Source organism: Devosia subaequoris (assembly GCF_014197055.1).
GTDB classification, from domain to species: domain Bacteria; phylum Pseudomonadota; class Alphaproteobacteria; order Rhizobiales; family Devosiaceae; genus Devosia; species Devosia subaequoris.
The window spans coordinates 193,825-218,468 of record NZ_JACIEW010000002.1 but is presented as its reverse complement, the minus strand read 5'-3'; the positions used below and the strand labels follow the sequence as shown (position 1 = coordinate 218,468).

At 60.9% G+C, this 24,644-nt stretch carries 23 protein-coding genes; 14 read left to right on the top strand and 9 right to left on the bottom strand.

The window, feature by feature from the left end; translation table 11 throughout:
- Window positions 1-172: 172 nt before the first annotated feature.
- Window positions 173-565, top strand: coding sequence for an Hpt domain-containing protein (locus GGR20_RS05725; RefSeq protein ID WP_183310285.1), 393 nt, complete (start codon window positions 173-175; stop codon window positions 563-565).
- Window positions 566-611: 46 nt separating this feature from the next.
- Here the strand turns inward: GGR20_RS05725 and GGR20_RS05720 are convergent, their stop codons facing one another.
- Complete coding sequence (locus tag GGR20_RS05720) at window positions 612-1,541, bottom strand: outer membrane protein (RefSeq protein WP_183310284.1); 930 nt, start codon at window positions 1,539-1,541, stop codon at window positions 612-614.
- Between GGR20_RS05720 and GGR20_RS05715 the strand changes: the two genes are divergently transcribed.
- Genes GGR20_RS05715 through GGR20_RS05705 form a run of 3 tightly spaced genes read left to right on the top strand, consistent with a single transcriptional unit; the run spans window position 1,540 to window position 4,653 of the window.
- Entirely contained in the window at window positions 1,540-3,144 is a 1,605-nt protein-coding gene (locus GGR20_RS05715) for a peptide chain release factor 3 (protein ID WP_183310283.1), read from the top strand. The two genes, GGR20_RS05720 and GGR20_RS05715, sit on opposite strands and share 2 nt — an antisense overlap.
- Window positions 3,141-4,310: a class I SAM-dependent methyltransferase gene (locus GGR20_RS05710; RefSeq protein WP_183310282.1), complete on the top strand. Its 1,170-nt coding sequence runs from the start codon at window positions 3,141-3,143 to the stop codon at window positions 4,308-4,310. Before GGR20_RS05715 ends, GGR20_RS05710 begins: the two co-directional genes overlap by 4 nt.
- Before the next feature lie 22 nt (window positions 4,311-4,332).
- The gene (locus tag GGR20_RS05705) at window positions 4,333-4,653 is read left to right on the top strand and encodes a 2Fe-2S iron-sulfur cluster-binding protein (RefSeq protein WP_183310281.1); all 321 of its coding nucleotides are present in this window, start codon (window positions 4,333-4,335) and stop codon (window positions 4,651-4,653) included.
- A gap of 57 nt (window positions 4,654-4,710) precedes the next feature.
- Here GGR20_RS05705 and GGR20_RS18455 read toward each other — a convergent pair whose 3' ends face one another.
- Both GGR20_RS18455 and GGR20_RS18450 read right to left on the bottom strand, forming a co-directional pair.
- Window positions 4,711-5,520 (bottom strand): metallophosphoesterase, encoded by an 810-nt coding sequence (locus tag GGR20_RS18455; RefSeq protein ID WP_210283098.1) that lies wholly within the window; start codon window positions 5,518-5,520, stop codon window positions 4,711-4,713.
- 13 nt (window positions 5,521-5,533) lie between these two features.
- Entirely contained in the window at window positions 5,534-6,175 is a 642-nt protein-coding gene (locus GGR20_RS18450) for a metallophosphoesterase (protein WP_210283097.1), read from the bottom strand.
- 8 nt (window positions 6,176-6,183) lie between these two features.
- On the opposite strand from GGR20_RS18450, the gene GGR20_RS18445 reads away from it, so the two are divergent.
- The 7 genes from GGR20_RS18445 to GGR20_RS05670 all read left to right on the top strand — a co-directional run bounded on the left by GGR20_RS18445 (window position 6,184) and on the right by GGR20_RS05670 (window position 13,063).
- Window positions 6,184-6,411: a hypothetical protein gene (locus GGR20_RS18445; protein WP_210283096.1), complete on the top strand. Its 228-nt coding sequence runs from the start codon at window positions 6,184-6,186 to the stop codon at window positions 6,409-6,411.
- A gap of 463 nt (window positions 6,412-6,874) precedes the next feature.
- Window positions 6,875-8,245 (top strand): siroheme synthase CysG, encoded by a 1,371-nt coding sequence (gene cysG / locus GGR20_RS05695; RefSeq protein WP_183310280.1) that lies wholly within the window; start codon window positions 6,875-6,877, stop codon window positions 8,243-8,245.
- A 2-nt stretch (window positions 8,246-8,247) separates the two neighbouring features.
- Window positions 8,248-8,571 (top strand): DUF2849 domain-containing protein, encoded by a 324-nt coding sequence (locus GGR20_RS05690; protein WP_210283094.1) that lies wholly within the window; start codon window positions 8,248-8,250, stop codon window positions 8,569-8,571.
- Window positions 8,558-10,216, top strand: coding sequence for a nitrite/sulfite reductase (locus GGR20_RS05685; protein ID WP_183310278.1), 1,659 nt, complete (start codon window positions 8,558-8,560; stop codon window positions 10,214-10,216). The genes GGR20_RS05690 and GGR20_RS05685 overlap by 14 nt, the downstream gene beginning before the upstream one ends.
- Complete coding sequence (locus tag GGR20_RS05680; protein WP_183310277.1) at window positions 10,203-11,483, top strand: phosphoadenylyl-sulfate reductase; 1,281 nt, start codon at window positions 10,203-10,205, stop codon at window positions 11,481-11,483. The genes GGR20_RS05685 and GGR20_RS05680 overlap by 14 nt, the downstream gene beginning before the upstream one ends.
- Before the next feature lie 155 nt (window positions 11,484-11,638).
- Window positions 11,639-12,664, top strand: a complete 1,026-nt coding sequence (locus tag GGR20_RS05675; protein ID WP_183310276.1) for an NAD(P)/FAD-dependent oxidoreductase — start codon at window positions 11,639-11,641, stop codon at window positions 12,662-12,664.
- A gap of 78 nt (window positions 12,665-12,742) precedes the next feature.
- Complete coding sequence (locus GGR20_RS05670) at window positions 12,743-13,063, top strand: 2Fe-2S iron-sulfur cluster-binding protein (protein WP_183310275.1); 321 nt, start codon at window positions 12,743-12,745, stop codon at window positions 13,061-13,063.
- Here GGR20_RS05670 and arsH read toward each other — a convergent pair.
- Genes arsH through GGR20_RS05650 form a run of 4 tightly spaced genes read right to left on the bottom strand, consistent with a single transcriptional unit; the run spans window position 13,060 to window position 16,639 of the window.
- On the bottom strand, window positions 13,060-13,764 hold the full coding sequence (gene arsH, locus GGR20_RS05665; RefSeq protein ID WP_476699184.1) for an arsenical resistance protein ArsH: 705 nt from the start codon (window positions 13,762-13,764) through the stop codon (window positions 13,060-13,062). The two genes, GGR20_RS05670 and arsH, sit on opposite strands and share 4 nt — an antisense overlap.
- A gap of 21 nt (window positions 13,765-13,785) precedes the next feature.
- On the bottom strand, window positions 13,786-14,142 hold the full coding sequence (locus GGR20_RS05660; RefSeq protein ID WP_183310273.1) for an ArsR/SmtB family transcription factor: 357 nt from the start codon (window positions 14,140-14,142) through the stop codon (window positions 13,786-13,788).
- 32 nt (window positions 14,143-14,174) lie between these two features.
- Window positions 14,175-15,194 carry a YcjF family protein gene (locus tag GGR20_RS05655; protein ID WP_183310272.1) on the bottom strand — a complete coding sequence of 340 codons (1,020 nt, stop codon included), beginning with the start codon at window positions 15,192-15,194 and terminating at the stop codon, window positions 14,175-14,177.
- Window positions 15,191-16,639: a YcjX family GTP-binding protein gene (locus GGR20_RS05650; protein WP_183310271.1), complete on the bottom strand. Its 1,449-nt coding sequence runs from the start codon at window positions 16,637-16,639 to the stop codon at window positions 15,191-15,193. The genes GGR20_RS05655 and GGR20_RS05650 overlap by 4 nt, the downstream gene beginning before the upstream one ends.
- A 171-nt stretch (window positions 16,640-16,810) precedes the next feature.
- Here GGR20_RS05650 and GGR20_RS05645 point away from each other — a divergent pair, with 171 nt between their 5' ends.
- A complete protein-coding gene (locus GGR20_RS05645; RefSeq protein ID WP_183310270.1) occupies window positions 16,811-18,793 on the top strand; it encodes a PhoX family protein in 1,983 nt (660 codons plus the stop codon).
- A gap of 54 nt (window positions 18,794-18,847) precedes the next feature.
- Here the strand turns inward: GGR20_RS05645 and GGR20_RS05640 are convergent, their stop codons facing one another.
- Together GGR20_RS05640 and GGR20_RS05635 are read right to left on the bottom strand one after the other, a co-directional pair.
- Window positions 18,848-19,756, bottom strand: a complete 909-nt coding sequence (locus tag GGR20_RS05640) for a homoserine O-succinyltransferase (RefSeq protein ID WP_183310269.1) — start codon at window positions 19,754-19,756, stop codon at window positions 18,848-18,850.
- Window positions 19,757-19,827: 71 nt separating this feature from the next.
- Window positions 19,828-20,694, bottom strand: a complete 867-nt coding sequence (locus GGR20_RS05635) for an ATPase (RefSeq protein ID WP_183310268.1) — start codon at window positions 20,692-20,694, stop codon at window positions 19,828-19,830.
- A 247-nt stretch (window positions 20,695-20,941) separates the two neighbouring features.
- On the opposite strand from GGR20_RS05635, the gene GGR20_RS05630 reads away from it, so the two are divergent.
- The gene (locus tag GGR20_RS05630; RefSeq protein ID WP_183310267.1) at window positions 20,942-22,717 is read left to right on the top strand and encodes a flagellar hook protein FlgE; all 1,776 of its coding nucleotides are present in this window, start codon (window positions 20,942-20,944) and stop codon (window positions 22,715-22,717) included.
- Between the two features lie 67 nt (window positions 22,718-22,784).
- Entirely contained in the window at window positions 22,785-24,632 is a 1,848-nt protein-coding gene (gene flgK / locus GGR20_RS05625; protein ID WP_183310266.1) for a flagellar hook-associated protein FlgK, read from the top strand.
- Window positions 24,633-24,644: the final 12 nt, after the last annotated feature.

The window sequence follows — 24,644 nt, the reverse complement described above, 5'->3', positions numbered from 1 at the left end:
CAAACCGAACGGTTTCTTACCCAAAGGTTAATTTTTGGGTGGGAAACGTTAAGGACTTGAGGATCAAACAAAGGCGAAGATGTGGCTTAAGCCCCTGTTCACGCCCTGCGCTTTAGGCTTGTGCACAAGGCAGGGGCTGCGGCGCCTTCCGGTGTAGTCAGGAGTAGCCAGAATGGCGCAAAGAGCGATTGTCGCGGAAACGCTTCCTCAGTCCCAGCATCGACCGGTCCGACCCGTCGATCTGGTGCATCTGGCCAAGCAGTGCCTGGGCGATGAAAATCTCGAACTCGAAGTGCTGCGGCTGTTCGATACAACGCTGGCTACTTATTTCGAACGCCTCAAGCTCGCTTCGGCCTATGACGATCTCGCCATCAACCTGCATTCCATAAAAGGAGCGTCCGCAGGCGTCGGCGCCCGGTGCGTTGCCGACCTGGCGCTGCAACTAGAGAAAGACCTCAAGGGTGGTCGCCCCCTTCGCGCCGAGCAGATTGATGATCTGGGCATGGCGGTGGAAGAGGTGCGCGACTTCATCGCGCAGATGCTAGCCAATAGTACAGACGACTGATCTCAACCATCAGGGCAGAAGAGGGTGCGCACTCCCTCGAACTTTTTCAGAAGCGGTAGCCGATACCAGCGCGCAGGGCGTGTGAGGTGACTTTGACGTTCGAATGAACGATGTCGAAGGTTATGTCGCGCACCCCCAGATCGGTGTAGCGGTATTCCGCGCGACCGAACCAATTTTCATTGAAGGCGAGCTCTGCACCGGCTCCGACGGTCCAGCCGAAGCGGAAAGACGAGTCGTGGTAGCTGACGTTGGCCGGGCTGGTGGTCAAACCGCCGGCATGGGCAACGGCAAGTCCGGCGGTGCCGTAAAGAAGGAAACTGTCGGTTGCGACACCAAGCCGGGCGCGCAGTGAGCCCTGGAAATTCACATAGCCCCGGCAAGTCCAGGCAGCGCGCGTGCCGCAGGCGACCGACTGATCATAATTTGACCATTCAGCATCCGCTTCGGCGCCATAGACCAGATTTTCCTGATGGACATTGTAGCCGGCGAACAGCCCGCCGATGAAGCCATTGTCTTCGAAGGTCCCTTCGCTGGGGACGTCGATACGCGTGCGTTGCCCGCCAAGCGTGGCGCCGAGATACTGGCCGCCCCAGCCGCCAGTTGACATGGGGTAATAGGGCTCGGGTTGGTAAGGAAGGAATTTATCCGCAGCGAGCGCTGGCGATGCCAATAGCAATGCGGCTGAAGCCACCATGAGTGTGCGCATAAATACCTCCTGCGTCGAAAACTTATGGTCGGCGATTATGCTTAATACCGGCTTAATGGGCAGCGAACAACGATGTGCCTCGCCATGCACCTGGCCTAGCGGGCGCTCCAGGTCCGGGGGCAACGCCAGAGCCGGTGGCCATCTGCTAGCTTGGTTGACGCAGCGGCCTCCCGGTCCCGTCATTTGACCGGGCAACGGCCATTCTCTATAGAGCAGGCCAAAGTGACGCGCGTGCCGGTTTTCCGGCACCCCATGCCCAAAAGTTCCCATGTCGACACAGTCCCTTGCCGTCGAGGCCACGCCTCGAACCGATCTCGAACCGTTCCAGACCCGCCGGACCTTTGCGATCATTTCGCACCCGGACGCGGGCAAGACCACGCTGACCGAGCGCCTGCTGGCGGCGGCCGGGGCGATTCAGTCGGCCGGCATGGTGCGCGGCAAGGCCGGGGCGCGTTCGACCCGTTCTGACTGGATGGAAATGGAGCAGCAGCGCGGCATCTCCATCACCTCGTCGGTGATGACGTTTGAATATGACGGGCTGACGCTGAACCTGCTCGATACGCCGGGCCACTCGGACTTTTCCGAGGACACCTATCGCACGCTGACCGCGGTCGATGCGGCGATCATGGTGATCGATGCGGCCAAGGGCATTGAAAGCCAGACGCTGAAGCTGTTCGAAGTGTGCCGGCTGCGCGACATCCCGATCATCACCTTCATCAACAAGGTCGACCGCGAGGGCCTCAGCCCGCTCGAGCTGATCGACGAAATCCAGGGCAAGCTGGCGCTCGACCTGACCCCGGTGTTGTGGCCAATCGGGCAGGGCGTGGATTTCGGCGGCTATATCGATCTCGTCGAGAAGCGTGTGCTCAATCCGCAGGGCAAGATCCTGGCCGAATACGGGGCACTCGAAGATCTGCTCGATGTCGAGGAACTGATCGACAATCCAGTGTTCACGAATGCGCTGGAAACACTGGAAATGGCGCAGGCGATGCTGCCGGGTTTCGAGCTCAAGACCTTTCACGAGGGACATCTGAGCCCGGTGCTGTTCGGCTCGGCACTCAAGGGTGTGTCAGTTGCCGAATTGCTGCGCACGCTGGGTGATTGGGGGCCGGAGCCGAGACCGCAGCCAGCTCTGCCCGCGCCGATTCCGCCCTCGGACAAGAAAGTGAGCGGTTTCGTTTTCAAGGTTCAGGCAAATATGGACGCCAACCACCGCGACCGCATTGCCTTTGTGCGACTGTGCTCGGGCAAGTTCGCGCGCGGCATGCGCCTGAAGAATGTCCGCTCGGGCAAGGACATGGCCGTTTCCAATCCGATGTTCTTCTTTGGCAGCAACCGGGAGCTGGCTGAAGAGGCCGTTGCGGGCGACATTGTCGGCATTCCCAATCATGGCACGCTGTCGGTGGGCGATACGCTGACCGAGGGGGCCAATATCAATGTCACCGGCATCCCGAATTTCGCGCCCGAGATCATTCGCCGCGTCCGCCTGACCGATGCGATGAAGACCAAGCAGATGTCCAAGGCGTTGAACGATCTGGCAGAAGAGGGGGTTACCCAGGTCTTCCGTCGGATGATGGGCGCCGACTGGATTGTGGGCGTCGTCGGCCAGTTGCAGCTCGAGGTACTATCGGCGCGCGTGGCCAAGGAATATGGGGTGCCGATCACCTTTGAGAGCCTGGGCTTTGAAGTGGCGCGCTGGGTCGAGTCTGAAGATGGTGAGGAGCTCAAGCGCTTCATCGCGGCCCAAAAGACCAACATGGTGGAAGATCGCAATGGTGCGCCAGTATTCCTGGCGCAGAACGCCTGGTGGGCGGATCGGGCCAAGCAGGATTGGCCCAAGATCGAGTTCCTCACCACCAAGGAACGGCATTGAACCCGCCAGATCGCATTGCCGAGTTTGTTTCCGCGCTTCGCGATGCCTTTGCCGACGGTTCGCTGATCCGCTTGAAATGCGGTGGCTATCACGGCGATGAAGCCGAGCTGAAATCGGTCGAGGCGCGCAAGGTCTCGATCAAGGCCGGCGAGCGGTTGAGCTTTGTTTTCCGCTATAAGACGCGCGACATCACCAAGAATTTGACGCTGGATGAAGCCGCGGGCTTTTGCGAGTACGGGCTGGCAAATGCATGGCGCTCTGCCCGGTTGGAAACGACTGGCTTTGATCTGCAGTTTGAGCGGCAGGGTGACAAGCAGCGGCTGAAGCGAACGGAGGCGGATGGTCGTGCCGCTCCCGAGGGTAGCCATGACCGGGCCAAGAACCGACCGCTTTCGGATATTTCTGCGGTGTGGCTGCATGCGCTCGGCATCACTGGCAAGGACGGGCAGGTGCGCAATGACGCACAGGACAAGTTCCGCCAGATCAACAAGATGGTGGAGATCTTTGCGCCTCTGATTCAGGGGCTTAAGGCAGAGAAACCGACCATCCTCGATATGGGCGCGGGCAAGGGTTATTTGGACTTCGCGCTTTATGACCATCTCCAGGCGCAGGGGCGAAACGCGCAGATCATCGGTGTCGAGTTGCGGCCGGCCCTGGTGGCATCCGGCAATGCACTGGCGCAGAAGAGCGGCTTTGCCGGGTTGCGGTTCGAGACCGGGTCAATCCTTGATTTTGACGCCAGCAACGCCGATGCGGTGATTGCGCTGCATGCGTGCGATACGGCGACCGACGACGCGATTTTTCGCGGTATCGAGGCGGGGGCAGGGCTGATTGCCGTGGCCCCCTGTTGTCACAAACAGATTCGGCGCGAAATGAGTGCGGGCACCGCCGATGATCGGCTCGATTTCCTGTTGCGCCACGGCACCTTCATGGAAAAGCAGGCGGAGATGGTGACGGATGGGCTACGCGCGCTGCTGCTGGAGGCGCACGGCTATCGCACCAGGGTGTTCGAGTTTGTCTCTGACGCCCATACGCCCAAGAACAATCTGATCGTTGCACAAAAAGGCAAGGCAGCTTCCCGCCAGTCGGTGCTTGACCGGATCACGGCGGTCAAGGCTATGTTCGGTATCGACAAACATTACCTTGAGGGCCTTCTCGGCCTTTAACCCGACGTCCCACAGGCATCCCATGACCAAGATTACCTACATCACCAACGACGGCGAACGCATTGAAACCGAGGGGGAAAACGGTTCGACCGTCATGGAAACCGCGATCATCAATACGGTGCCGGGTATTGTTGCGGAGTGCGGCGGAGCTTGCACCTGCGCCACCTGCCACGTCTATGTCGACGAGGCCTGGCGCGAAGTGGTTGGCGGTCCGTCTCACATGGAAGAAGATATGCTCGATTTCGCCTTCGATGTGCGGGACAACAGTCGCCTGAGCTGCCAGATCAAGGTGCGGGACGAGATCGACGGGCTGGTGGTACAGGTGCCAAGCCGTCAGGGCTGATCATCAAGCTTCGGTCAAGCCGGGCCCGCTCATCATGCAGCGGGCCCGGCTAGCTTTCTAGTTGAGGGCGAAGCGGTCAAACATCCGCACTTCGCTGTCAGGGATAGTGGCGTCAAATACATAAGGGTTGACGCTTGCGCCCTGGGGGCCCGTCTCCAGGATCGAGAAGGCCGTCATCTCGTTGCTGGCGACGCAGGGCAGCGGCTGGCCGTCGGCATTGCTCATGGGCGAGAACTCGGTGGGCATGACAGGCTGATAGCCATGCGGGTCGCCGGTCACCGCATAATCGGCGCTGTCATAGTCGAAACCGGAGGCGCCATTGCCGCGCGCCTTGTGTCCCTCGATGTAGCACCCGTAGTTGTTGCCGACATTGGACGTTTCGAGAATGTTCATCCCTTCAGGATTCACGAAACGATACCAGACGTGGCTGTGACCTGTATGGACGAGTTGCACGCCCGCCTCGGATAGCAGCGGTTCAACGTCGTTGACGAAGATGTCCTTTTCCAACGGATAGTCGTAGCGAATGCCCACGAGGCGCCCGTCATCGTCATAGTCGAGGATTTGCTCGGGGTGGGCGAAGGCGGGCACGGAATTGTCGCCCATGCCGTGGGCCGGATGATGCATCAAGGCGACCTTGACCGGTGCGGACTTGAACGCGTCGCTTTCGAGCACCGAAATCAGCCAATCGTGCTGTTCGCTGCCGGCGGCCATGTCCTCGAAGATGAACTCGCCCCAGCCCCAAATGTCGGGTGTGTTCAGATCGGTCGCTGCCTCACGGTATTTCCCGCGTGTACCCTCGGCCTGCGAAGGCGAACGCCAGATGCGTGTGCCATGAAGGCCGATCAGAAAGACGTCGCCGAAGCGCAAGGCGTAGTACCGCTCACCGGCAGGGCCGTCTTCGGGGGAGGGTGAAGATCTCCTCGTAAGTGGTGGTGTTGAACGAGTTGTCCTCTATCCACTGGGCGCGGATTTCGGGGTCGCCGGACGGATTGTAGAGATCGGCGTTGGCTTCGTAGAGCGCTTCGGCGACGGCGCGCGGTCGCGGATCGTTGAACTGGCTGCCAAGCGACTTGCCCGGATTGTAGCGACCCATGACTTCGTGGTTGCCGATCACCGGAAAGAGAGGCGCATTCTGGATCAGCGCGCCGCCACGATAGGTCGTGGTGGTGTCGTAGGTGCTGTCGCCCTGCTGCCGCGACTGGGCAAGATCGTAATCGGCGTTGCCCTGAAGCCCGGGGAAGAAGGCGGAACCACGATTGTCGTCGAACCATTCCGAAGCGCGGTCGGGAATATTCTGCAGGTCACCTGAAAAGAACACGGCGTCGAGCGCGCCGACGGTTTCGGCAATCTTCTGCATATTGGCGGGGGTCATCGGCTTGAGCTGATGGTCCGAGGTCAGCAAGATGCGCAGTGGCTGTTCCTGGGCTGGCAGCGCGGCAAGCGAGAAGGTGTCACTTTCGACAGCTTCGCCGCCGTCATTGATCGAGCGGACGAAATATTGCAGCCGCTCACCGGCAGCCAAGCCATCTCATGCCGCCAGACGTCACGCGCGGTGGGCGCCGAAAAGAGCGATCCATCTCCCTGCTGATCGCCGACCCAGGACTGCTGGTCTTCGGCCAGCCGGGTCATCTTGGAAGATTGGGCGGTGAAAGTCTGATCGTTTACGATCACCTCATGTTGGCTGCCGGCGAACTCGGTAAACCAGACGACATGTACGCCATTTTCCGTAGGCAATTGCAGGAACGGGTCGGACAGTAGCCGCAGGTTGGATTCAGTCGCCTGAGCAAGGGCGGGGAGTGGAGCAGACAGGGCGGAGCCAGCCATAAGGCCAGCCATTATCAGCGCGCGCCGGAGGGAGGTCATCGCGACAGGCATCCTCTTTGAGTGGAAAGACGGACCCTGCCTTAAGTGGTGAGTTTCAAGCCCCAATGACATGCAGATGTCAGCCGAATGACAAGCGGGATGCGCGCCAGTCTCGCTTGAGGCAGTTTTTCGAGCATCCGGAATGACGGAATTTTATTCGCACTTTGGTCAAGCCGCCATGGCGTATGTTTTGCGGCGCGGGGCCCGCCGGAAATAGATCACCCAAGCGACAGAGCGCGCTTGCTGGAGGCCCGGAATACCCATATTTTCCGCTCAGTTTCAGAGTGGCGAAAATGTTGGTCGCGACTCGCGCGGAATGAGCAGCTCAACCGGTTTGTCGCAGCAGGAGACGCCACGCGTGGCACGGCTCAACACATTTCCAGTCTCGTTCGCCGTCAGGGGAAAGCGCATCGTCATCATTGGCGGTGACGGCGAAGCCCTGGCCAAGGCGCGGCTGGCGGCAAAGACGAGTGCCGAGGTTGTGCTCTTCGCCGAGCGCTTCACCGCCGATTTCGCGGGGCTGGATGTTCGCCTTGTGTCGCGCCCGCTTGAGGTGGGCGACCTTGCAAATACCGCCTTAGTTTTCGTGGCCGACCACGGCCCGGCCGGAGCGCGTGCGCTGAACATGGCGCGAGCCGCCGGCATTCCAGTGAATGAGGTCGATGTTCCCGCCAATTGCGACTTCTATACCCCCTCTATTGTCGATCGTGCGCCGCTGACGGTGGCGATTTCCACCGAAGGCGAAGCGCCTGTCTTGGCGCGGCTGGTGCGGGCACAGGTTGAAGCGCTGCTGGCGCCTGGCATCGGGAAAATCGCGAGTCTGGCCGGTGGTTTGCGGGGCAAGGTTGAAAGTCTGATTCACGATGGTGCTGCGCGTCGGCGCTACTATGAGGATCTGGTGACGCGACCGGATGCGGACATCACGGTCGCAGAAGAACTGCTGGCCGACCATGCCGCCAATGGTGCGGGGCAGGGTGTGGTCTGGCTGATCGGGGCTGGTCCGGGGTCGGAAGACTTGCTGACCTTGCGGGCGCAACGCCTGCTGCAGCAGGCCGACGTGATCGTGCATGACCAGCTCGTGCCGGCGGCTGTGGTTGAGATGGGCCGCCGCGACGCCGAGCAGATCTGTGTTGGCAAGGCGCGTGGGCATCATTCTTTCAGCCAGGCGCAGATCAATACACTGATCGTGCGGCTCGCGGGTGAAGGTAAGCGCGTCGCGCGTCTCAAATCGGGCGATCCGATGGTGTTCGGACGCGCGGGCGAGGAAATCGCGGCGCTGCGCAAGGCGGGCATTGCCTATCAAATCGTGCCGGGTGTCAGCGCGGCCCTGGCTGCTGCCGCGGATAGCGCGACGCCGGTGACACTGCGCAAAGTATCGAGCGGTTTTGTGATGGCGACAGCGCATGGTGCCGATGACGGTGACCTGGCCCACTGGGCGGCCTTGTCGCAGTCCGGTCTCACCTTGGCGCTCTATATGGGCAAGGCGATTGCCGCCGATGTCGCCGGGCGGTTGTTGTCGTACGGCGCGGCGCAGGACCTGCCGGTGGGCATTGTGGTCAATGCCGGCCGCGCGAACAGAACGCTCTATGCGGCAACGCTGGGGCAGTTGGCGGCAGGCGCGGTGGATTTTGTCGATGGACCGGCAGTCATCCTCGTCGGCCGGGCAGTGGCCGAAAGCGATTGGGCGAACGCCGCCGATGCGGCCGCAAGCAGTTTCAAGGTAGCGTGACTATGGACATCTTGACGGGCAATGAACTGATTTCGGGAGCGACCGTCTATCTGGACGGGCAGGGCAACTGGGTCGAAGATTTGCAGGCAGCACGCCTGTTCTCCAAGGAGGATAAGGCAGAACTCGACAGCGCGATCGTCGCGACCAAGGCGACCGGTCGGGTAATCAGCGTTGAAGCTGAAGAGGTTGAGCAGGTAGAGGGCCAACTCGTGCCCAAGCGCCTGCGCGAACGCATTAGGGCGGCGGGCCCCACCGCTCCCCTGACTCTCAATGGGCAGGCGTATGATCGCCAGCACTTAGGTGAAGACGGGCATGTATCGATATGACGAATTCGACGCCGCTTTCGTAGCGGGTCGCACAGCACAGTTTGCAGACCAGGTGAAGCGCCGTCTTTCGGGCGAGCTTTCCGAGGACCAGTTCCGGCCCCTGCGGCTGATGAACGGGCTCTACCTGCAACTCCACGCCTATATGCTGCGCATTGCGGTGCCCTATGGCACGCTGTCGTCCAGGCAGATGCGGAAACTGGCGCATATCGCGCGCACTTATGACCGTGGCTACGGGCACTTCACCACGCGCCAGAACATCCAGTTCAACTGGCCCAAGCTCAAGGACATTCCGGTGATCCTGGAAGAGCTGGCGAGCGTGGAAATGCACGCCATCCAGACCTCCGGCAATTGCATTCGCAATGTGACCACTGACCAGTTCGCCGGTGCCGCCGCAGACGAGATTATCGATCCGCGTCCGGTGGCCGAGATTATCCGTCAGTGGTCGAGCCTGCATCCGGAATTCTCCTATCTGCCGCGCAAGTTCAAGATTGCGATGACCGGCTCGCCGAACGACCGGGCGGCCATCCGTTTCCATGACATCGGTTTGCAGGCCGCAGTGAACGCAGCCGGCGAGATCGGTTGGGAAGTCTGGGTAGGCGGCGGGCTGGGGCGTACGCCCATGGTCGCCAAGCTGATCAACAGCTTCGTGCCCAATGAGCATTTGTTGGCTTATCTTGAATCCATCATGCGCGTTTACAACCGCTATGGACGCCGCGACAACAAGTACAAGGCGCGCATCAAGATACTGGTGCACGAAGAAGGCCTTGAAAGCATCAAGGGGCAGGTCGAGGCCGAATTTGCCGAGGTGCGCGGCGGGGTATTGACCCTGCCGCAGGAAGAGCTCGACCGGATTACTGCCTATTTTGCGCCGCCGGACTTCGCCGACCGTTCGGGCGACAAGGTGGACGTGGCCTATGAGTCGATTATCGATCCGGCCTATGGGCGCTGGCTCGACAATAATCTTCATCCGCACCGGGTGCCGGGCTACGCGTCTGTGACTATTTCGCTCAAGCCGGTTGGTGGCGCGCCGGGCGATGCGACCGATACGCAGATCGATGTGGTTGCGGATCTGGCGGAGAGATACTCGTTCGACGAACTGCGGGTGACCCATGAGCAGAACCTGGTTCTGCCCCATGTGGCGGTGGCCGATCTGCGCGCCGTGTTCGATGTGCTGGTCGCCAACGGCCTGGCCGAGGGCAACAACAACCTGATCACCGACATGATCTGCTGCCCGGGCCTGGATTTCTGTGCGCTGGCCAACGCCCGCTCGATTCCGATTGCGCAGGAGATCAGCAAGACCTTTGCCGCGCCTGAGCGGCAAAAGGACATCGGCGATCTCAAGATCAAGATTTCCGGCTGCATCAATGCCTGCGGGCACCACCATGTCGGCCATATCGGCATTCTGGGCGTCGAAAAGAAGGGCGGCGAGCTCTATCAGATCACGCTGGGTGGCGATGCCACGGAAGGCGCGTCTGTGGGCAAGATCATCGGGCCGGGCTTCCAGGCTGAGCAGGTGCCTGATGCCATTGAGAAGCTGGTGGATTTCTACATCGCGAACCGCACCAGCGCGGATGAGCCGTTCCTGGATGCCTACCGTCGACTGGGTGAGGCCCCGTTCAAGGAGGCGCTGTATGGCACAGTCTAATCTCGCACCGGCAGTGGCGCCGGCCGCACATGAGAAGCTGAAGGCGCTCGGCATTCTGGCGCTCAACGGCATGTTCGATGAGATGGATGCGGTCAGCGTGCTGCGCTACGCCATCACCGAAGTGCTGCCGGGCGACATGGCGATTGTGTCGTCGTTTGGCGCGGATTCGGCGGTGCTGCTGCATATGGTGGCGCAGGTCGATCCGTCACTGCCGGTGTATTTCCTCGAGACCGGCAAACACTTCCCTGAGACGCTGGACTATGTCGAGACGCTCAAAAAGCAGCTCGGCCTGCTGAATGTTCACGCCATCCATCCAAACCAGGATGATGTGAAGCGTTTCGATCCAAATGGCGACCTATGGGAAAACGACCCGGATTCGTGCTGCCATATTCGCAAGACCGAGCCACTGGAGCCTATTACCGAGCAATATGGTGGCTGGGTCACTGGCCGGAAGCGCTACCAGACCTCAGAGCGCGGAGTGTTGCCGCATTTTGAATTGACCAGCGATGACCGGATCAAGGTCAATCCGCTGGCCTATTTCTCCGATGCCGATGTCATCGAGTATCGGCAGGCGCACGGCTTGCCCGAGCATCCGCTCTATGCCAAAGGCTACAAGTCCATTGGCTGCGCGCCTTGTACTTCGGCGGTTGCCGATGGTGAGGACCCGCGCGCCGGACGGTGGCGTGGCCTCAACAAGAAAGAGTGCGGCATCCACTACGATTTTAATGGAGCTATTGCCTCCCCGATGAGTGCCGCTACACGCCACACGCTATGGAAGGACGGGGCCTTTATTGCCGATCCGTTCAAGGACTGGGCAGAGGGCACCAATCCGTCCGAAGCGCGCTATCTTCACGTCCCACTGGCCGAATTCCTTGCCAATCGCGACGCTTATTTGACCAATCCGCATCCGCTGGGCCTCAAGGTCTCGCCGGGCGACGCAATTGAAGAGGTGGCCGAGGACCTCGCGCGCTTTGCTTCCATCGCCATTAGCTTTCCGGCCTTTTCCGATGGACGCGGCTATTCCACTGCTCGCCTTCTTGTCGAGCGGCTGAATTATGCCGGTGAAATCAGGGCTGTAGGCGATGTTCTGCAAGATCAGATTCCGCATATGTGGCGCTGCGGCCTCAATGCGCTGGTGGTGACCCACGAGCCGACCCGCGAGGCTCTCAAGGAAAACCGCTTGCCGGAAATGGCGCTGTTCTACCAGCCCGTTGGCCGCTCCGAAGTGCCATTGGGTACGCGCCCCTTCCTTCGTCGCGTCTCCTGAGATAAGTGGAGCATGTTACTCGCCTTTGAGGCAAGAGCCGGGGCCGCTGGTGACAGCGGCGGTTCCCATGAGAGCAATGCGGGGCAATGCGCCCCGATGGGACCTAAATTCCGGAGTTGCGCCGCAGCACCGGTCTGAATGGACTTGAGATAAGCATGAGCACTGAAATTACCACCGATGTTGTTGTCATTGGCGCGGGCCCATGTGGGCTGTTTGCGGCCTTCGAACTCGGGCTGCTCGACATCAAATGCCACTTCATCGACATTCTGGACCGGCCCGGCGGGCAGTGCGCAGAGCTCTATCCCGAAAAGCCGATCTATGACATTCCGGCATTCCCGGTGGTGACCGGGCAGGAGTTGACCGACAATCTGATGGCGCAGATCGCGCCGTTTTCGCCGGAATTCCATTTCTCGCGCATGGTCAATTCCATCGAGAAGCTGGAAGACGGTTCGTTCAAACTCACGACGGATGCCGACGAGACCTTCTTCACCAAAGTCGTCGTAATCGCGGCCGGTGGCGGCTCGTTCCAGCCGAAGCGTCCGCCGGTGCCGGGGATTGAGGAATTCGAGAACAAGTCGGTGTTCTATGCGGTGCGTCGCATGGAAGATTTCCGCGACCAGGACGTGGTGATTGTCGGTGGTGGTGACTCCGCGCTGGACTGGACCTTGAACCTGGCACCGATCGTGCGCACGCTGACCCTGGTACACCGCCGCGATGCCTTCAAGGCGGCACCGGCTTCAGTCAACAAGATGCGCGAACTGGTGGCCGACGGGAAGGTGAATTTTCAGCTTGGACAGATTGCCAAGCTCGACGGTGAGGATGGCATGATCAACCATGTTCACCTGACTACCGCAGCGGGCGATCTGTCGATCCCGGCAACGCGGTTGCTGCCGTTTTTCGGCCTGACAATGAAGCTTGGTCCGGTGGCCGATTGGGGCCTTGAGCTGAACGACAACACCATCGTGGTCGATACCGAGAAGTTCGAGACCTCGGTGCCCGGCATCTTCGCCATTGGCGACATCAACTACTACCCTGGCAAGCTCAAGCTGATCCTTTCCGGCTTCCACGAAGCGGCATTGATGGCCCAGGCGGCCAAGGCCATTGTCTCGCCTGGCGAGCGCGTGGTGTTCCAGTACACCACCAGCTCAACCAAGTTGCAGAAGAAGCTGGGCGTGGCCTAAGCCGTATTGCCCAGCGGCCTCGCTCTTGCGGCGGGGCCTTTTGAGGGGTATGGACGCCCCGCTGTTGAGGAGCGCCCCATGAAGATCAATGTTACCGACCAGGCAGGCGACGTGCACGAGCTCGAAGGGCTCGAGGGCTGGCGCGTGATGGAAGTCATTCGCGACTGGGGTCTCAACATCAAGGCTGAATGCGGCGGGGCCCTGAGCTGCGCAACCTGTCATTGCTATGTCGACGGTGACTGGCTCGACGCCGTTGGCGCGCCGAGCGAGGAAGAAGAAGACATGCTCGACAGCGTGGGCGACGTGAAGCCGAACTCGCGCCTCAGCTGCCAGATCCTGTGTTCGGATGAACTGGACGGATTGAAGCTCACCTTGGCGCCGAGCGCGGCGAAGGACTAGGTTGCTGCGCTCAGGTTGACGCGCTTGTTGAGGGCTGCTGCACTTTCAACGCGCTCGGAATAGCGGTCGACCAGATAGTCGGCACGATCGCGGGTGAGCAGGGTGAACTTCATCAGCTCCTCCATCACATCGACGATGCGGTCATAGAAGGACGAGGGCAGCATCCGCCCTTCGGCATCAAACTGCTGGAAAGCCTTGGGGACTGAGGACTGGTTGGGGATGGTGATCATCCGCATCCAGCGGCCCAGTTGCCGCAGTTGATTGACGGCATTGAAGCTCTGCGACCCGCCGCTGACCTGCATAACGGCCAGCGTGCGCCCCTGGGTCGGCCGGATTGAGCCGGAGTTGAGCGGAAGCCAGTCAATCTGGGACTTCATCACGCCGGTCATTGCACCATGGCGCTCGGGGGAGCACCAGACCTGTCCTTCAGACCAAAGCGACAGGGCGCGCAATTCCTGCACCTTGGGGTGTTCGGCGGTCGCGTCATCGGGCAGGGGCAGGCCGTTGGCATGGAAGATACGCACTTCGGCTCCAAGGGCCTCCAGAATGCGGGCAGCCTCCAGCGTCGCGAAGCGGCTATAGGATCGCTCGCGCAGGGAGCCGTAGAGCATCAGGATGCGTGGCTTATGCGTTGACAGTTTCGGCGTCAGCAGGCGACCGGCTTCGGGCAGCATGAATTGGTCTGCCGCAAGGGCAGGCATGGTTTCGTCAGAGTGGGACATTCAACACACGGGTTCGGTCTGGGGAATGGAAGGTCGGGCCAGGATCTCTGCTACTGGCGCGCATGCCTCGCTGCGGCTACCACAGCAATCTTCAAGCAGGAAGGCAACCAGCCCGCCGACAGCCTCAAAATTGGCCCAATAGATCACCTGTCGACCGTCGCGCTGACTGCTTACGAGGCCGGAGCGCTCCAGCACCGACAAATTGACCGAGGTCGTGTTCTGCTTCTGGCCCAGTTGCTCACCGATGCGTCCAGCAGCGAGCCCTTCGGGTCCTGCAGCCACCAGCAATCTGAAGATGGCAATGCGCCCCGGGTGAGAGAGAGCGCCGAATGCCTCTATTGCTTCATTCGTATCCATATATCATGATATATTGATTTAACTCGAGCGCGTCAAGCCGCTGGTTTGCCCGCATCGGTTGTGACTTTGACCAGTTCGGGGATGAAGTCACGCACTGTAGGCTGGGAGAGTGTTTCGAAGGGCAGGGGCCGAACGACGCGCATGGCGGCAATGCCGACGCGTACCGTCATCAGCCCGTTGACCACGCCTTCGCCCAGTCTCGCAGAAAGCTTGGCGGCGAGGCCCTGGCCGACCAGTTGTTCGACCACGCCATCGGTGAGGACGAGGCCGCCTGTGACGGCGAGATGGGTCAATACCGCGCCTGCCAGCCGCCAGAAGCCGAACAGGCCAGGGCGTGCGCCATAAAGCGCGGCAATGGCGCCGGCGAGGCGGATGCTTTCATAGATGACAAAGGCAACATCGATAAGCGCGCGTGGCGAGACGGCAGTGACCAGCGCGACGCGGCGGGCCGAGGCGGCGACGAGCGCGCGCGAACGGGCATCGAGTGGCGTCATCAGGCTGCGTTCGGCCAGGGCGATGACTTCTGCTCCATCAAAGAGATCGCCGGTCTGATCGTTGAGACTTTTGCGGGCACGAGCCAGATCGGGCCGGGCAGAATAGACGCCGTTGAGGTGGTCGAGCACCGAGCCAGCGCGCTTGCGGTCGTTGTCGGCATGGGCGCGGGCAGCTTCAGCACGAACCGCGTCGAGGACGGACAGACGCCGCAGGGCAGCCATTTCTCGGATGATCAGGGCAATAACCGCCACGAGGAAGGCGCCGAGGATGCCGAGGCCTGCCCAGCCGAGCCATTCGTGTCGCGCGAAGAGGTCGCGGATCAGCCGGTCGGCGGCCAGACCAAGTCCGGCGGATATCAGGATACCTCCCGTGGTCCAGGCCAATCGGCCCCGCCAGCCCATGCGGCGGGGGGCTGGCGCGATGAGATCGGGCTGCGCCTCAGGCGTGAAGGCGACTTCAACGATCTCGGCGCGGTCGGGTGTGAAGGCGCGGGGCGCACGGGTGCGTTCAGCAGACGTCTCGTTCTTGGTGACGGTATGGGCCACGGGTCGCTTCATGCCATCCAGTCTCCGATGAGATAGTCGAGCGCCCGGTCAAGGCGAATATGGGGCAGCACGACATCGCCAGAGGCGTTGCGCTCCAGCTTCTGCGGTGGCGTGAAGCGCAAGAAATTGAGAGCGACGGGGCTGCCATTCTCAAAAAGTGAATCCGGCCGCGCCGGCAAGTCACCGGGAAACAAGGCGATTTCGGTTTTGCCGTCATAGGTGGCGCCATCGAGAACTTCGCCATCAATCGGGGTGCCGACGAGCGTGGGCAAGGTGTCTGCCCCCTCGCGAATGGTGCCCTCGCTGGTGGCGCGGATGCCGGCCATGGCGATGGACTTTGTCTCTGCCCCGGCAAAAATCGCCCGCTTGCGGGCATTGGCAACCAGGCGATTGAGGATGGCTTCCAGCCGGTCGTGGCTGGTGTGATGCACGTGGTCGGCCTTGGTGGCGGCAAACAGGATGCGGTCGATACGGCGCGAGAAGGGGCGCAGCAGCGGATTGGCATCTCCCTGGCGGAAACAGGACAATACCGATGTCAGTGCTGTCTCCAGATCATTGACGGCGGCCGGGCCGGTATTGAGCGCGCGCAAGGTGTCGACCAGCACCACCTGCCGGTCGAGCCGGGCGAAGTGGTCGCGAAAGAAGGGGCGCACCACCTGGGCCTTATAGGCTTCGTAGCGGTTTTCCAGCATCGCATGGAGACTGCCGGTGCGCTTGCCTGCCAGTGGCGGCAAGGGCGCAAAAGTTAGCGCTGGTGAGCCTTCGAGATCGCCCGGCAGTAGAAAACGCCCCGGCGGCAGGGTCGAGAGCGCACCGTGTTCGCGACTGCGCCGGAGATAGGTGGTGAAGGTGCTAGCCAGACGCTCGGCGTCCGGGTCATTCGCGTCTTTGGAAATGTCGGTCTGGTCCAGAGCGGCGAGAAATTCTGCGGCCTCGTCCGCGTGGCCCGGCTGGCGGGCTCGCTCGAGGGCCTCAGTGCTCCATTCGGCAAAGCCGAGGCCGAGCAGGGGCAGGTCGAGCAGCCACTCACCGGGGTAGTCCACGATATCGAGGTTGAGCGTGGCCGGTCCGGTCATGCCGCCCCACCATTTCGCCGACTGGAATTTGAGCACCAGGCGAAGCTGGGAAATGCGGCGGGTGCTCTCCGGCCAGATCGGGGGATTGGCCGAGAGCGCAGCAAGATGCTGCTCATAGGCGAAGCGGGGAATGGTCGCATCGGGGTATTCAGCCAGCCGCGCGCCGATGAAGCGACCATCGGCCAGCGGCCCGAAGCCGGGCAAGCGCCCTTGCGTGAGCAGATTGTGCACAAGTGCCGTGATGAAAATGGTTTTGCCGGCCCGGCTAAGGCCGGTGACTCCCAGTCGCAATGTGGGCGTCAGCACTCCGGTCGCGGAATCCGCCAGATTGGACAGGGCAATGCCCAGTTCGTCGGTGATGGTGGTCGGCGGCTGCGGCAAAGATCGTGGCTCCGTGTTCTGGCAAGGTAGGGGCTGACGCGGCGAATGCAAGGACCCTCAAGGTGTCATCCAACTGTCTTGGAGATGTATTCGATCCGTCAATCGGCTGGCCTAAGGATCGGACCGTGCCCCGGCCCGAAGAGGGCCCGCTTTTTGCTGTGAGGAGCAAAGATGAACGAGAAACCGACTTTTCCCACCCAGGGTCTGGAATCTGCCGAGTTTGACCCGACCAACCATTCCACCAACCGCACAATGGGCGAGGTTATTGCCGCGCGGTTCTCGCGTCGCGGGTTTCTGCAGGGCTCGCTGGCCGTTTCGGCCATTGCCGCCACCGTGGGCCCTGCCGCGCTGCTAAGCGCGCTGCGCGCAGAAGCCCAGGAAGGCGGCTCAGCCTTTTCGTTCCCGGAAGTAACCGCCGGTGTTGATGCCGATCATCATGTTGCCGAAGGCTACGATGTGAAGGTGCTGATGCGCTGGGGCGATCCGGTCACCAATGACGCTCCGGAATTCGATCCAAACAACCAGACCGCCGAAGCCCAGGCTGGTCAGTTCGGTTACAACAACGACTATGTTGGCTACATCCCCCTTGATGGTTCGGATGAGCATGGTCTGCTTGTCGTCAATCACGAGTACACCAACCCCCATCTGATGTTCCCTGGTCTGGTCCAAATCGTCGACGGCGAACTGGAGCAGGGGGACCTTAGCGAAGAGCAGGTCAATATCGAGATCGCCGCGCATGGCGGTTCGATCATCGAGATCGAAAAGGTCGACGGCGAATGGCGCCGGGTTGCCGACAGCAAGTATAACCGCCGCATTACCGGCACCACCGAAACCCTGATCACCGGTCCCGCAGCGGGGCATGATCGCCTCAAGACCAGTGCTGATGAGACCGGAACCAAGGCCCAGGGCACATTGAACAATTGTGCTGGCGGCGTGACTCCCTGGGGCACTTACCTGATGGCTGAGGAGAACTTCCACGGCTATTTCTCCGGCGAACTCCCCGCCGATCATGCCGAAAGCGAAAATTATGCCCGCCTTGGTGCACCCGGCGGCTGGTACCAGTGGCACAATTTCCACGATCGTTTCGACGTCTCCAAGGAGCCGAACGAAATGAACCGCTTCGGCTACATCGTCGAGGTCGATCCGATGGATCCCACTTCGGTTCCCAAGAAACGCACCGCAATGGGTCGCTTCAAGCATGAAGGTGCTGAATCCATCGTCGCACCGAATGGCCAGGTCGTGCTCTACTCGGGCGACGACGAACGCTTCGACTATGTCTACAAGTTCGTCACCGCCGGTACCTATGACGCCGATGATCGTGCCGCGAACATGGACCTGCTCGATGAGGGTACGCTCTACGTGGCGCGTTTCGACGAAGACGGTTCAATGGAATGGATGCCGCTGGTGCATGGCGAAGGTCCGCTGACGGCAGAAAACGGCTTTGCGAGCCAGGCCGACATTGTCATCGAGACCCGGCGCGCGGCCGACCTGCTCGGTGCAACCAAGATGGACCGTCCGGAAGACATTCAGCCCAACGCCACCAATGGCAAGGTCTATGTGATGCTGACGAACAATTCCCGTCGCACGGAGGAAGACGTCAACGTCGCGAACCCCCGTCCGGACAATGTCTTCGGCCATATCATCGAGATCGCTGAGGCTGATGGCGACTTCGCCGCCACATCGGGCACCTGGGAAATCCTGCTCAAGTGCGGTGACCCCTCGATTGCCGAAGTCGGTGCCACCTTCACCACCGACACCACGGAAAACGGCTGGTTCGGCATGCCAGATAACGCTGCCGTCGATTCCGACGGTCGTCTCTGGGTCTCCACCGACGGCAATAATCCTACCGACACGGGGCGTGCCGACGGCCTGTGGGCCGTGGATACGGAGGGCGCTGCCCGTGGCACGTCGCGTCTGTTCTACCGCGTGCCAGTCGGTGCGGAGATGTGTGGTCCGGTCTTTACCGAGAACGGCGAGTCGCTGTTCCTGGCCATTCAGCATCCCGGCGATGGCGGCGAGGATTGGGACGGCCACGGGCGCCCCTCCTATTACGAGGATCCAGCGACGCGTTGGCCCGATTTCCAGGACGACATGCCCGTGCGTCCAGCTGTGGTCGTGGTGACAAAGCAGGGCGGCGGCAAAATCGCTGTCTGATTGCTCAAAAGTAAAGCGCGAGGGGGCCGCCTGGACGGCCCCCTTCTTTGCCTACTACCCGATCTCTTCCAGATCGAATGGCGTCGTCTGGTAGATCTCGTTGATCCAGTTCTGGAACAGGAGATGGGCGTGACTGCGCCAGCGATTCTCGGGAACCGCGCTGGTATCGCCATTAGGGAAGAGATTCGCCGGAGGCGGCGTGTCGAGACCGGCGGCGATGTCGCGCTCATATTCATCGGCCAGCGAGCGGTTGTCATACTCCAGGTGGTTCAGGAAATAGACAGCCCGCTCATTGCGGTCACCGAGCATGCAAAGGCCGATCTGATCGTTGTCGATCAGTACCTCGAGGCCATCCCCCAAGCTGTCGCGGTCGATATCATTATAGCGCGAGACCGGGATCATCGGGCTGTCTGACATGCCGCGCAGGAAAGGCGAACGCGGACCGGTCACCTTGTGACGAAACACACCGAACGCTTTCTTGTCCATGCGGTAGCGCCGCGCGCCATGGAAATGGTGCAGGGCGGCCTGGGCGCCCCAGCAAATGAACATGGTGTGGTGCACATTCGTGCGGGTCCATTCCATGATTTCGAGCATTTCAGGCCAATAGCGCACGTCCTCGAAGGGCATGTTGGCGATGGGGGCGCCGGTGACGATGAAGCCGTCGAACTTGCGCTCCTTCACCTCCTCCCAGGTCTGATAGAAGGAATTGAGATAGTCTTCCGGAGTGTTCTTTGATTGGTGGTCGGTCACCCGCACCAGGCTCAGATTGATCTGCAGCGGTGTGGCGCCGATCAGCCGGGCGAACTGGGTTTCGGTCCGCTCCTTGTTGGGCATCAGATTGAGCAGGCCGAATTCGAGCGGGCGGATGTCCTGCCGCGCGGCGCGGCTGGAATCCATAACGTTGACGCCCTCTTCTTCAAGCGTCTTGCGAGCCGGTAGGTCGTCGGGGATTCTGATAGGCATGTCAGCCTCTTGGCGAGTTGCAATGAGAAAACGATTCAGACTGGCGCACGACTTCCCGGAGGAGTCGCGCGCTAGCGCATTCGCTTCTCGATTGCGGCGGCAATCAGATCGACAAATTCATCGCCATCGCGCGCCGTGGCGAGATCGGAGGCGTCCACGACATAGCCGAAATTGCTGGCCAGCGCTTCATAGCGGGGCAGGCGGTCATGCAGCAGAGCTTCGAAACCCCAGGCGCCGAAACCGGCCGGGTCGACATCTTCATCGTTCAGTATGCCGTTGATCAGCTTGTACTCCGCCCATTTCTCGACGAGAAATTCGGGGGGATAATACATCGGCTTGGGTGATTTCTTGAAGCGCTTGACCAGCTCGCTGGCGTCCTTGCCGGTGCCGCGGATAAAGACCAGCGCGGTATGGGCCGCAAGGGTCTTGATCACCGGGTCTTCAGGATCGCTGGGGTCAACGACCTCGATCAGCGAGCCGCCGGTATCGGCGATGAAATCGTCATAGCCGTAAAGGTCCTTGGCGCGGTCGATGAAATAGGGGACGTCGCACAGCGCTGCCACCTCAGCGACGCGGTGCTGTTCCTGGCGGCGTTGATATTCGTCCAGCGGCAATCCACCCTGATCAACATTGCCAGGGGTGCCCAGATAGGTCGAGAGCGGGTCGAGATTATTGAAGGTGATATTCGACGAGATGTAGATCGAATCCGTGCGCAGGAGTTGCGCCAGGAAGGGCACCTTCATGGCTTCGCGCTTGAAATTGTCGATGATGAACTCGCCCATATAGCGCGTGCCGATGCGATAGTCGGCAGAGTAGTGGAACCAGTGATTGGCGCGCAGCATATTGGATAGACGCGTCTTGCCCACACCGGCCATGCCGAACACGGTGACCGCGCGCCGCGGGGCCTTGACGAACTCATCAACGCTGGAAAACAGCATAGTCAGACGCTCCGATGGCCGGAAGCGGCCAAACTGCATGGCTTGCGTTTAACGCAAGCCGGCGGCGATCTCAAGCAACCGGCAAAATCTGCCGTGGGCCCGGACTCATTTGCCGCTCTGCCGCCATGATCTGGTCGCGAATTCCCAGAAAAGCCAGCAAATTCAAGGGCTGACCCAGTTGGCACCGGCCTTGCATTGAATGCTTGCGAGCGCGCCGTGCGGCGCAACGGGGATTACGGAGTTACAGATGGGTATCTATGGGGCTCTTTCCAGTGCAGTGACCGGCCTGCGGGCACAGTCGCATGCGCTGGAGAACATTTCGGGCAACATCGCCAATTCGCAGACCACTGGCTACAAGCGGATGGAGACGAGTTTTGTCGACCTCATTCCCGACGCGCCGCTGCGTTCGCAGGTGCCGGGCGCGGTGCTGGCCCAGTCGCGTGCCACCAACAATATCCAGGGCGACATCCAGACCAGTTCAAACGAGACTTATATCGCACTGAACTCCGGCGGTTTCTTTGTTGTGGAGCCCAAGGTCGGGCAGTCGGACGGCAATTCGGTGTTCGCCGGCTCGAACTATTTTACCCGTCGCGGTGACTTCGAAATCGACAAGGATGGTCTGCTGGTCAATGGCGCCGGCTATTATCTCAAGGGTCTGCCCATCGATCCGGCGACCGGAAACATATCGGGTTCGGTGCCCGAGGTGATCGAGCTCTCGAACGCCTTTCTGCCGGCCAATGTGACGACCACGATCAACTACCAGTCCAACCTGCCGCAGCTTCCCAAAACAGCGAACTACAATTCGACCGTGTACAATAGCGAGCTGCTGGGCGCGGAGAATTTTGGTGCCACGGCCACGACCGCGGCTGCCAATGGTACGGCCGATCTGGGTGCCGGCGCTGGTGCAAACCTCGCCACAACCGTGTTTGCCGATGGGCAGGAAATGACGGTGACCGTCAACGGCGCGCCGGTGCGGTTCCGCTATTACACCGGTGCGACGCCGCCCACTGGCGGAGGCGTGGCGATCAATCTCGATGCACCCAAGACTGTCCAGAATGTGCTCGACGAGATGCAGGCGGGGCTGCGCGACTTCGGTGGCGGCGCAGCGGCATCGGCAACGGTGGGTCTCAATGGTAGCAATCAGTTCGCTGCCTCGCTGGGAACCGACTATCATGCGTCCTTCTCGATCAGCGGCACAACACCGGCCCTTGCGACCACACTCGGACTGACGGAGCCCCAGGCGTCCTCGGCGCCGACTCTGGGTACGGTCAACACCATCACGGCAGATGATGCCGATGACTTCGTGGCCAACTCGATCTCCGGTGGTGCCATCACTGTCTATGCCAGCAATGGTGCGCCGGTTAACGTTCAGGTGCGCTGGGCCAAAGTGGATAGCGCCGCCTCGGGTGGAGCGGACAAGTGGAACATGTTCTACCTTTCCGACAGCAAGGCTGTCGGTGGGTCAACGGCCTGGACCAATATTGGCCAGGAATACGAGTTCAACAGCAATGGTTCGCTGGCCACCAGCGTGCCGCAGGCCACCATCAGCAATCTGCGCGTAAATGGCGTGCTGATCGGCGATGTGGTGTTGCAGCACGAGACCAATGGCGTCTCCCAGTTCGCCGACGTCAACGGCACGGTGACTGTCTCCACGCTTAATCAGAACGGTTATGGCGCGGGTGAATTTCTCTCGGTGGCCATCACCGACTCCGGCCGCGTGGTCGCTACCTATTCCAATGGCGAGCGCATCGAAATGGCGCAGGTGGTGACGGCCCAGTTCAATGGCGTCAATTCGCTCAAGCGTCTGGATGGTGGCGTCTACGCGGCAACCTCGGAATCGGGCGAACCGATTTTCGACCTGTCCGGTTCCGGCGTCATCGGTGGGGCGCTTGAAGCGTCCAATACCGACATTTCCGACGAGTTCACCAAGCTGATCATCACCCAGCAGGCTTATTCGGCCGGTACACGCATCGTCTCGACTGCCGACGAGATGCTGCAGGAAGCCCTGAATATGATCCGCTAGGGCGGAAATTGAATAAGGGTCCGGGGCAGGGTGTCCCGGGCCGCAGTCCAGTTTGAGGGCCGCTTGCATGGGTCTGGTTTCTTCGCTTTCAAATGCCGTTTCGGGTCTGCGGACCAGCCAGGATTCAATCTCGATCCTGAGCCGCAACATCGCCAATTCCGGAACCCCCGGGTACCATCGGCAGTCGCTGAACATCATCGACTATTCGTCGATCAACAGCACCTATGCCCGCACGGCCGGTGTCGATCGCGCCTTTAACCAAAGCTTGCAGACCTATTACAATCGCCAGGTGTCGGACACGTCCATGTCCAACGTCACCGGCAATTATCTGAGCAAGCTGCAAGGCTATCTGGGCAAGCCGGGCGATGCCGGGTCGCTCGATACCATGTTCGGCTCGTTCCGGAATTCGCTGCAGGCGCTGGCGACCAGCCCTGACGACTATTCGACCCGCGCCAGTGTGGTGGCCGAAGCGCAGGCCATGGCGCGGCAGCTCAACTCACTGTCCAACTCCATCCAGCAGCTCAGGCAGGAGACCGAGACACGCATCTCCAACGACGTGTCCGAGGTCAATGCCATGCTCATCTCGCTCGATGAGGTGAACAACCGCATGCTTGACCTGGGCATGACCGATACCGCGCGCGCTCAGCTTTATGACCAGCGCGACCGGCTGGTCGCGTCGGTGGCGGAAGTCATTGACGTGCAGGCCGAATATCGCGCCGATGGTACGGTGGCGTTGATGACGCGCTCCGGTGTCGGCCTACTCGACAATGGCTTTTCGACCTTCAAATTCACCACCGCCGGGGCGCTGTCGGCGACCTCGCAGACCAATGTGGTCACCTCGCAGAGCAAGGTCGGCAAACTGACGCTGACCACGCCGTCAGGCCTGACCATCGATCTGGTGCAGCAGGGTGTGTTGCAGGGCGGTGAACTGGCCGGCCTGGTCAACCTCCGGGACAAGATCCTTGTCGAGGCTCAGAACCAGCTCGACGAAATTGCGGCGGGGATGGCTGCGATCTTTTCCACGATCACCACCCCGGGCACGGCTGCCGATGATGGCGCCGGCGCAGCCGGTCTTTCGGCCGACATCTCGCACCTCAAGCCCGGCAACGACATTCTGCTCAACTACACCGTCAATGGAGCCGAGCAGCGCGTTCGCATCATCAACAGCACCAATGGCGAGGACTTTGTCGACGCCAGCGGTCAGCGCGTGATCTCGGTGGATTTTGGCGATCCTCCCAACGCGACCGCCGTGGCGGCAGCGCTGCAGACTGAACTGCCTGGACTGGCGATTACCAACCCTGGCGCAGGCATGTTGCGGGTTCTGGACGATGGTGCGGGCGGCGTGCGGGACGTAACTGCCCTGACCACGCGGGGCACGGCCACCGGGACGCAACAGGGCGAACTGGCCATGGCGCTGTTCGTGGACCAGGGCAATTCGGCCTTTACCGACAATCTCGATACCGATCCGCCGCAGATCGTCGGTTTTGCCTCGCGCATTTCGGTCAATCCGGCGGTGATTTCAGACAATCGCCTGCTGGTGCAATTCGATATCGACCAGACGTTGGGCGACGCCTCTCGGCCCGAATACATTCTCAATCAGCTCGGTTCGATGAGCTTTGTTTCCGGCAGCACCCCGGCAGCCAATGCCGGGCGACATCAGCTCAACGGCACGGTGGAGCAGTTGATCGAGCAGGTGCTGAACTATCAGGGCACCACGATTGGCTCGGCGCTCAGCGCGCAGAGTAACCGCCAGCTTACGCTCGATACCATCACCACCCAGATGGAGAGCGAATATGGCGTCAATCTCGACGAGGAGATGGCGCGCCTGACTGAACTGCAGAGTGCCTATGCCGCCAATGCCCGCGTGGTTTCGGTGGTCAAGGAACTGCTCGATACCCTGTTTGCCTCGACCTGAGGGAGTAGCCTG